The organism is Agromyces bauzanensis (assembly GCF_014645655.1).
Taxonomy (GTDB): Bacteria; Actinomycetota; Actinomycetes; order Actinomycetales; family Microbacteriaceae; genus Agromyces; species Agromyces bauzanensis.
The window spans coordinates 1-6,800 of the sequence record NZ_BMMD01000043.1 but is presented as its reverse complement, the minus strand read 5'-3'; the positions used below and the strand labels follow the sequence as shown (position 1 = coordinate 6,800).

The 6,800-nt window shown below is 62.8% G+C and carries 7 protein-coding genes; 6 read left to right on the top strand and 1 reads right to left on the bottom strand.

Going from position 1 to position 6,800, the window contains the following annotated elements:
• The 6 genes from IEX31_RS18035 to IEX31_RS18010 all read left to right on the top strand — a co-directional run.
• A partial coding sequence (locus tag IEX31_RS18035) for a type IIL restriction-modification enzyme MmeI (protein ID WP_373285550.1) occupies window positions 1-349 on the top strand: 349 nt, incomplete at its 5' end.
• Window positions 349-2,319 carry a DEAD/DEAH box helicase gene (locus IEX31_RS18030; RefSeq protein WP_188744779.1) on the top strand — a complete coding sequence of 657 codons (1,971 nt, stop codon included), beginning with the start codon at window positions 349-351 and terminating at the stop codon, window positions 2,317-2,319. The genes IEX31_RS18035 and IEX31_RS18030, both read left to right, overlap by 1 nt.
• Window positions 2,316-3,470 (top strand): GIY-YIG nuclease family protein, encoded by a 1,155-nt coding sequence (locus IEX31_RS18025; protein WP_188744778.1) that lies wholly within the window; start codon window positions 2,316-2,318, stop codon window positions 3,468-3,470. The genes IEX31_RS18030 and IEX31_RS18025 overlap by 4 nt, the downstream gene beginning before the upstream one ends.
• Before the next feature lie 15 nt (window positions 3,471-3,485).
• Window positions 3,486-4,310 (top strand): abortive infection family protein, encoded by an 825-nt coding sequence (locus IEX31_RS18020; protein ID WP_188744777.1) that lies wholly within the window; start codon window positions 3,486-3,488, stop codon window positions 4,308-4,310.
• Window positions 4,291-5,148 (top strand): GIY-YIG nuclease family protein, encoded by an 858-nt coding sequence (locus IEX31_RS18015; protein WP_229662484.1) that lies wholly within the window; start codon window positions 4,291-4,293, stop codon window positions 5,146-5,148. Before IEX31_RS18020 ends, IEX31_RS18015 begins: the two co-directional genes overlap by 20 nt.
• Window positions 5,149-5,306: 158 nt before the next feature.
• Window positions 5,307-6,020, top strand: coding sequence for a hypothetical protein (locus IEX31_RS18010; RefSeq protein ID WP_188744776.1), 714 nt, complete (start codon window positions 5,307-5,309; stop codon window positions 6,018-6,020).
• A 27-nt stretch (window positions 6,021-6,047) separates the two neighbouring features.
• Here the strand turns inward: IEX31_RS18010 and IEX31_RS18005 are convergent, their stop codons facing one another.
• Entirely contained in the window at window positions 6,048-6,653 is a 606-nt protein-coding gene (locus IEX31_RS18005) for a hypothetical protein (RefSeq protein ID WP_188744775.1), read from the bottom strand.
• Between the last annotated feature and the right edge of the window lie 147 nt (window positions 6,654-6,800).

The following is a 6,800-nucleotide window of genomic DNA, read 5'->3' as shown; positions in this document are numbered from 1 at the left end:
GCACCGAACCCGAATACTCAGTGGCGCTCAACGACAAGATCGCGTCGACGAGCAAGTGGCGCTCAACCGCGATACCCATGGCGCTCAGAGAAGCGAATATTCAGCGAAGGAGCAACTCACGGAAGCGGCCTTTCGCGTGCTCGACGTGCGCGAGTACCACTCGGAGAAGACCCTGGCGGAGCTGTACGACCCCGACCTGATGCCGGACGATCTTCGGTTGGCGCATCAGGAGCTGGACGAGCTGGTCGATGCGGTGTACCGCAAGCGTTCCTTCGATAACGACGAGGAACGCCTGTCGTATCTGTTCGGTATGTATGAACAGATGACTGCCGAGGAGAAGCGCAAGTGATGGCGATCAAAAAGCCAACGAACGTCGTCAACGTGCAGTACGCACAGACCGGCAGCAGCGTCCAGACCAACGAGTTGGGCATGCGTGAGATGCAGCAGCGTGTCTGGGAGCAGCGCGGCGCGCAGTACCTGCTGGTCAAGGCGCCGCCGGCCTCGGGCAAGTCTCGCGCCCTGATGTTCGTCGCGCTCGACAAGCTCTACAACCAGGGCCGCAAGAAGGTCATCGTCGCGGTGCCCGAGCGCTCGATCGGCGGATCGTTCGCGACGACGGACCTGACCCTGTTCGGCTTCTTCGCGGATTGGGAGATCAAGGAGAAGAACAACCTCTGCACGCCTGGTTCCTCGTCGGGCAAGGTGCAGCAGTTCGTCGACTTCCTGAATGGGCCGGATGCCACGCTTGTCTGCACACACGCAACCTTGCGCTTCGCCTACGAGAAGTTGCCTGCTTCGGCGTTCGACGGCACGGTACTCGCGATCGATGAGTTCCATCACGTCTCGGCCGATACCTCGACCAACCGCCTGGGCGACCTGCTCAAGGGTGTCATGGCCGGATCGGACGCCCACATCGTGGCGATGACTGGCTCCTACTTCCGGGGTGACTCGGTGCCGGTGTTGGTGCCGGAGGACGAGGCCAAGTTCACGCCGGTCACGTTCAACTACTACGACCAGCTCAATGGCTACGAGTACCTGAAGTCGCTCGGCATCGGCCACCACTTCTACCAGGGCCGCTACACGAGTGCGATCCACGAGATCCTCGATCTCGACAAGAAGACGATCATCCACATCCCGAACGTCAACAGCGGCGAGTCGACCAAGGACAAGATCGAAGAGGTTGGCTTCATCCTCGACGCCATCGGTCAGGTCATTGCGACCGAGACCGAGGACTCGAATGTCATGCGGATTCGTCGCCGCGACAACGGCCAGATCGTGCGCGTGGCGGATCTCGTCGACGACACCGACCAGATCGCCCGAGCCGAGACGCTGCACTACCTGACGTCGGTGGCGTCGAAGGAACGCGACGCGGTGGACATCATCATCGCGCTCGGCATGGCCAAGGAAGGCTTCGATTGGCCGTTCGCGGAGCACGCCCTCACCGTCGGCTACCGGGCATCGCTGACCGAGGTCATTCAGATCATCGGGCGGGTCACGCGCGATAGCCCCGGCAAGGAACACGCGCAGTTCACCAACCTCATCGCCCAGCCTGATGCGACCACCGATGAGGTGAAGCTGTCGGTCAACAACATGCTCAAGGCGATCACCGCGTCCCTGCTCATGGAGCAGGTGCTCGCCCCCAACTTCACGTTTAAGACAAAGACGGGCAACGACGACGCCCCGCAGCCGGGGGAGCTGCGGATCAAGGGCTTCAAGGAGCCGTCGACCGATCGCGTGAAGCAGATCGTCGCCACCGACCTGAACGACCTCAAGGCGACCATCCTGCAGGACGACACCTTCGTCAAGGCCGCTGCGGGCAACCTCGATGCCGAGATCACGAACAAAGTGCTGATCCCGAAGATCATCCGGGAGCGGTATCCCGACCTCAACGAGACCCAGGTCGAGGAACTGCGTCAGCAGGTCGTCGTGGACTCGGTCATCAAGAACGGCGAGGTGAAGGACGTCGGGGACAAGCGGTTCATCAAGATGTCGGACAAGTTCGTCAACATCGACGACATCGACATCAACCTGATCGACAAGGTGAACCCCTTCCAGCGCGCCTTCGAAGTGCTCTCCAAGTCAGTGACGCCGCAGGTGCTGCGCATCATCCAGGACACGATCACGGCGACCCGCATCGAGATCACCGAGGAGGAGGCACTGCTGCTCTGGCCGAAGATCCAGCAGTTCGCCAAGGTCAACCGCCGCCAGCCCGATGTGCGCAGTGATGACCCGACCGAGAAGCGCTACGCGGAGGCACTGCTCTTCCTGCGCAAGAAGAAGCGCGAGCACGAAGCCCAGCAGAGGTTGCAGGAGTCATGAGCGATATCGACTTCCAGAGCATCTTCGACTCCGACGAGGACGGCCTGCTCGACACCCCGGAGAAGGCACCCAAGCTGACCAGCTCCGACCGGCTGGAGCGCTCCTTCCTAGAGATCGTCGAGTTCTATCGTGAGCACGACCGGGCACCGCGTTCGGACACCCGGGAGATCGCAGAGCGCAAGCTCGGCGCGCGACTCGATGGAATCCTGGCCAGCGACGAGAAGATCACGGCATTGAAGCACCTCGATGAGTTCGGACTGCTCGCGGAACCGGAGGCGCCGGCTTCCATCGACGATCTGCTCGACGGCGACGATTTTGGTCTACTCGCCGACGGCATGGGGATTCTCGATACTTCCGACTTGCCGCAGCGCAAGATCCCGGAGGCGACGAGCGATGCGGCACAGCGCATCCGCGCAGAGGACTTTGAGCATTTCGAGCCGTTGTTCCTGCAGAAGCACGCGGAGCTGGCGGATGGCACCGCGAAGCTGGTGTCGTTCCCCGGCATCCAGTACATCAGCGAGGGTTCCTTCTTTGTGCTCAACGGCGTGATGTTGTTCGTCGCAGAGGTCGGCGAGACCGAGTACAAGGAATCAACTGTGCGCGCGAATCGTCGGGAGCGGTTGCGCGTCATCTTCGAGAACGGCACCGAATCCTCGATGTACCGGCAGTCCCTCGGCATCCGCATGGGTGAGGGACACGGCCAGGCCGTCGTCCCTGTCGCCCTCGAGTCGATCCTGGCCGACGATGTGGCGACGGGGTATGTCTACGTCCTGCGCTCGCTCAGCGACGACCCGCAGATTGTGGAGGTGCCCGACCTCCACAAGATCGGATTCTCACGCCGCCCGGTCGAGACGCGAATCGCCCATGCCGACCGCGAGCCGACCTACCTGATGGCGCCGGTCGAGATCGTCGCCAGCTACCGCACCTACAACCTCAAGACTTCGGCACTTGAGCACCTACTACACCGCGTGTTCAGCGACAAGCGCCTCCGTGTCAGTCAGGTTGGCAAGGACGGCCGCGTCTACGAACCGTCCGAGTGGTACTCCGTGCCCCTGCGGGTGATCGACCAAGCCATCGAGCTGATCACCTCCGGCGACATCGTGGACTACGAATACGATGCCGAAGCGAGAGAGCTTCGGCATCGTCGTTAGTTGCCGGAGGCGATCGTGACTGACCTCATCACCGGTCGAGTACGAGGTGTCTTCCGTGACGCGGTTTCGCAGCGCATGGTGCTCCGGGAGATCGACCGTATCTGGCAGGCCGAAGGCTTCGCGCCAGGAACGACGACGGTTCTCGGAGGTCAGCGCGTCACGCTCTGGGCTGAGTACGAGGCCTCAGTCGACTGGAAAAGCCTCGAACACATCCGCCGCGTCCTCCGTGTCTACGAGAGCTTCCTTATCGAGTTCGGCGGTGAGGACATCACCCCGTTCACCCGCGTACTCGAGGTCGACGGCTTCTCGGTGGATTCCAGCCGAAAGATCACGATGGTCAGCGGTGCGCTTTCGTCGCTGTCTGGACTCGACGGCCTGCGCGACGCTTCGGGTATCCGCGATGCCTTCCGGCGAATCGAGCTGCTGCTCGACTCCGATCCTGCCGGGGTGGTCGGCGCGGTCAAGGAGCTGATCGAGGCTACGGCCAAGACCGTTCTTCAGCATCTGGAGGTGACCGTTGCCAGAGATGCGGACCTGCCCGCCCTGCTCAGTCAGACTCAGGACGTGCTCGGCCTGTCGGCCTCCGGCGTGAGTGGCGCCGTTGACAGCTCAGCGACGATCAAGAAGGTGCTCGGTGGGCTCAAGGGTATCGCCATCGGGATCACCGAGCTGCGCAACGCCGAGGGAAGTGGGCATGGGCGCACGCGTGCATCGAACTTGACTGCCAGGCACGCGCGTCTTGCGGTGAATGCCGGCCGCACCTGGTGCGAGATCGTTCTTGATACCTACGGCGATCCGGCGGCGCCGTGGCGACGATCGCGTGACGGAGGCCCTCAATGAGAACGCACGACGAAGAGAGCCATCGATGGCACTGACCCTTGGCCCGCTCCTGCTCGACGCCGGTATCGATCTTGCTGATGCGCTGGTGATCCGGCATGCCTACGTGAAGGAGCACGAGGACAGTGGACTGCAGGGCATCCACGCAGACTCGACCGATGCAGGGATCCTGGAGTACACGAGGAATCAGTCCACGAACACGCAGCGCTTCCCGGCCGTTCCGCCTCGCTTCTGGGCGGTCTTCATTCGTGAGGGTGGTGATCAGGCACGGCTCTGGTCTGTTGTGGAGAACCGTGGCGAGGTCTCGAATGACGGCGTGCGCCGGATCTTCGATGTTGTGGAGTCGGAGCAGATGGCGGATCTCCGCAACCGTCTCGTGATCGGCTGGAGGTCGCCGCGCACCTGGTGGATGCGGGCCAGCACGGCCGCGAGCTACCCAGTGGTGGGCATCGCGGACGCGGAGCCGGTGCCGTTCCCCGGCTTCGATCGGCTCGTCCTGGAGTATGCGCAGCTGCAGGCCGTGATGCGCGAGCACCGCTACGCGTCGTGGCGTACGGCGCTTGCTTCGGTCGTCGGGATCTATCTCATCACGGACACCCGCGATGGACGTCAGTACGTCGGCAAGGCGGATGGCGCAGAGAGTGTCCGGCAGCGATGGAGCGCGTACGCCGCGAATGGGCACGGCGGAAACGTCGAACTGCGCGGACTCGATCCCAGCAGCTTCCGGTACTCGCTTCTGCGTGTGTTCGACCCGTCGACGCCGACGCAGGTCATCGACGCGGCCGAGAGCCACTTCAAGGTTGTGCTCGATACGCGACGGCATGGGTTGAACCGGAACTAGCGACGACCGCGGTAAGGCCCAGGCGCTCTCAACGTCGACACAGTCGGGTGAGATCTCGACCCGAAACCGACAGAGACCTTCACGGCGCGGTCAAGGTCAGTGATGTCGGAGGGTGCGACTAGCGTGAGCATCCCGAACCCGAAGCGAGGAGATGCGCGATGGCGTCCGATGCGTACCAGTTCCCTGCCGCGATCTCTCGGCTCAGTGAAGGTGAGACATCTCGTGAGCCCCAGAACCTAAGAGCCATTGGATGGCTACTGCAGCAGCCGGGTAGCTCTGTGGTCGTGGTGACGCCACAGCGTCAGTTCTCCGGCGACAGCCTCAAGCGCTTGGTGGCTCAGCCGGGAGTGCTTCATCTCACGTGGAAGGGCTTCTCCACCGGCTCATTGGACGGCCATCGGGTGCTCTATGCCTGGCCAGATAGCAAGCACCTGAACGAGTTATGGGGCGTCGATGCGGAGGCACTCGTGGTCATCGAATGGAACGAAGATGAGACGGCGGAGTGGATCGAGGATGCCAACCCCATGCATCTGCTGCGTGGGCGTACCGTGGAGCCTCTTCTTGTCGAAGAGCCTGCGGAGCCCCGGAAGCCATTGCCAAACGGGGTTGAGGGGATTCTGGAGCACACCGCCGCGATGGCCGCTGGCTACTCGTCGGGGCTGAAGTGGAACGAAGAGGACAAGCTCAAAGCGGACATGATGAACCGGCCGGAGCGGTGGGCGCCGATCACCGTCGAGCAGGTGCGTGCGAAGTGCCGCGAGTTGGGCATGCGCCCGAACGACGTCGACACCATCGCGGGATTCCTGCAGCGCCGGAAGGAAGGCCGCCGCTTCAACGTGCAGAGCTCTTACCGGACGTTCCAGTTCAATTGAGGCCAGCCCCGCTTCGCGGGCGAGTGGTTAGCCGTCGACGACGATGCCTTGGGTCTTGCTCTCAAAGTCAACCTTCATCGGCCAGAACTTGTCATAGAACATGACCCCTGACGGGCGCGGCTGTGTCGTGCCGTCAGGCGGGAGTGTTACCGCCGACCGATACCCAAGGGGTCGTCCGCCGATGACGTGTTCCGGAAGCCGACCCACGACGAGGGTTGGATAGGGCGCAACACCTTCCGGGATCTCTTCGCCGAAGTGTTCGCGTGCGGCGATGTGAAAGATTGCCGCGTACAAGTTCGCCATCATCCAGGTCTCAGCCAGCACCACGGGAAGGTCGACACGGAGGGAGATGGCTTCCAGACCTTGCCGCAACTCCTTGGGCGGTCGGCTGAGATACGTGAGCATCGGCCGGTCAAAGAGCGGCAGTGACTTACCTACTCCGAAGGCGTTGAGCGGGATAGTGCCGTCCTCGTTCGGCTGAGTCGTGATCAGCTCGATGCGAACGTCTCCGCGCGCGGATGTCGCTAGACCGTGCTTGAGCTTGTTGTGCGCTGCGTTGATGGAAAGCTCATCATTCGTCAGCAGCCACACCGCGTGGTTCGCCCAGGCCACCGCCGTCTCCACGGCACCCACGGCCGGCCCCTCAACGACGGTGCCGGCCGGGAAAAGCAGCTGGTGGCGCGTAGCGTGAGTTGGTACTGGTGGTCCAGCGATCTGGTACCGGCGTTCTGGGGGGATGGTACCGGCTCTGGGGTGGTGCTGGTGAGCCGGCACCATCGT